Consider the following 2,617-nt stretch of genomic DNA (forward strand, 5'->3'; position numbering starts at 1 on the left):
AACTGTTTCGCTGACTAACCCAGGAACAATCGGAACTGTTCACTCAGTTCCACGTCTTGTTCAGGGACAAGGTTTGATTATCGGCGTTGGCGCGATGGATTACCCAGCTGAATTCCAAGGCACCTCTGAAGAAGTATTGGCAAAGCAAGGTGTTTCAAAGGTCATCACAATGACTAGCACCTACGACCACCGCATAATTCAAGGCGCAATGTCGGGCGACTTCCTTGCCAGAGTGCACCAATACTTGCTCGGCGAAAATGACTTCTATGGAGAAATCTTCCGTTCACTTCGAATTCCTTACGAACCAATTCGTTGGGCCCGCGACATTGTTCAAACGCACGATAGCGATGTGGACAAAACAACTCGAGTGCATGCACTAATTCATTCTTACCGAGTTCGCGGTCACTTGATGGCAGATGTTGACCCACTTGAATACAAGCAACGCAATCATCAAGACCTTGACGTTGCATCACACGGTTTAACTTTGTGGGATCTAGATCGCGAATTTGCGGTTGATGGATTTGCAGGTCGCACTTTCATGAAGTTGCGTGCAGTACTTGGTGTATTACGCGATGCGTACTGCCGCACCATCGGTATCGAATACATGCACCTCTCTGATCCAGTTCAACGTCAGTGGATGCAAGAGCGCGTTGAACGTGGCTACGAGAAACTAGATCGTGAAGAACAACTTCGCATTTTGCACAAACTAAATGAAGCTGAGGCTTTCGAAACTTTCTTGCAAACAAAATATGTTGGACAAAAGCGTTTCAGCCTAGAAGGTGGCGAATCTGCAATTCCTTTGGTTGATGCAATTTTGGAAGAAGCAGCTGATAGCGACTACCCAGAAGTTTGCATTGGTATGCCGCACCGCGGACGTTTGAACATGTTGGCAAACATCGCTGGAAAGTCATACAACCAAATCTTCCGTGAATTCGAAGGCCACTATGGCGAAGAATCTGTTCAGGGTTCTGGCGACGTCAAGTATCACCTCGGAACAAAGGGTCAATTCACTGCCCTTTCAGGTAAATCCACAAATGTTTATTTGGCAGCCAACCCTTCGCACCTCGAGACGGTCAACGGCGTTCTTCAGGGCATCGTTCGCGCCAAGCAAGACCTCAAGCCCATCGGTACCTTCACCACTCTCCCCGTGTTGATTCACGGTGACGCAGCTATGGCTGGTCAGGGTGTTGTTCTTGAAGGTCTGCAGATGTCGCAGCTGCGCGGTTACCGCATTGGTGGAACCGTTCACATCGTGATCAACAACCAGGTTGGTTTCACCACCCTGCCCGAAGCATCACGCACCTCTGTATACGCAACTGACGTTGCCAAGACCATCCAGGCTCCTATCTGGCACGTCAACGGCGATGACCCCGAGGCTGTAGTCCGCGTTGCTCGCTTGGCATTCGAATTCCGCCAGCGCTTCAACAAGGACGTTGTCATTGACCTCGTCTGCTACCGCCGCCGCGGTCACAACGAGGGCGACGACCCATCGATGACTCAGCCACTGATGTACAACCTGATTGAGGCAAAGCGTTCCGTACGTCGCCTCTACACCGAAGCCCTCGTTGGCCGTGGTGACATCACTCAGGAAGAGTTCGACAAGGCACAGGGTGACTTCCAGGGCCAGCTCGAGACAGCATTTGCTGAAACTCACGCTGCCCAGACCGGAACCATGTCGACTGTCGGCGCAAATGACACCGTGACGGGTGGCAACCTGCTCGACAACGAGGTTCTTGCTCCCACCACCACTGGTGTGGACGTTTCAGTCATTCACCGTATTGGTGACGCATTCAACAACGTTCCTGCAGGCTTCACCGTTCACAACAAGCTCCAGCAGCTCCTTGCCAAGCGCCTTGAGATGAGCCGCAACGGCGACATCGACTGGGGCTTTGGTGAACTCCTTGCCTTTGGTTCTCTCCTTCTCGAAGGAAAGCCTGTTCGTCTCACCGGCCAGGATGTGCGCCGCGGAACCTTCGTTCAGCGTCACGCTGTCTTCCACGACCGTGAGAACGGTCAGGAATGGCTGCCTCTGCTGAACCTCAGCGAAGACCAGGGCCGTTTCTGGATCTATGACTCACTCCTGAGCGAGTACGCAGTTCTCGGCTACGAGTACGGCTACTCCGTGCAGCGTGAAGATGCACTGGTTCTGTGGGAAGCACAGTTCGGTGACTTTGCCGACGGTGCGCAGACAGTAATCGACGAATACATCTCCGCTTCTGAGCAGAAGTGGGGACAGCGTTCCTCCGTCGTCATGCTTCTCCCCCACGGATACGAAGGACAGGGGCCTGATCACTCCTCTGCACGCATTGAGCGCTTCTTGCAGCTCTGTGCTGAAGACAATATGGTTGTGGCACGTCCATCGACTCCTGCCTCTTACTTCCACTTGCTGCGTCGCCAGGCATACAGCAAGCCTCGTAAGCCACTGATTGTCTTCACCCCCAAGGCCATGCTCCGCCTCCGCGGCGCATCCAGCAATGTTGAAGACTTCACTAACGGTGTATTCGAGCCAGTGCTGGATGACCCACGCCAGCTTGACCGCAACGCAGTCAAGCGCGTGATCCTCACCGCTGGCAAGCCTTACCACGACCTCGTTGCTGAGTTGGAGAAGACTCCAAAC

Annotated in this window: 1 protein-coding gene; it reads left to right on the top strand. The window is 53.2% G+C overall.

All coding sequences use genetic code 11. From position 1 onward, the window contains the following. Positions 1 to 2,617, top strand: a 2,617-nt coding sequence (locus Q0362_RS06140; protein ID WP_298121301.1) for a multifunctional oxoglutarate decarboxylase/oxoglutarate dehydrogenase thiamine pyrophosphate-binding subunit/dihydrolipoyllysine-residue succinyltransferase subunit, incomplete at both ends; no start/stop codon positions are given.

The organism is uncultured Aurantimicrobium sp. (assembly GCF_936931525.1).
Classification (GTDB): Bacteria; Actinomycetota; Actinomycetes; order Actinomycetales; family Microbacteriaceae; genus Aurantimicrobium.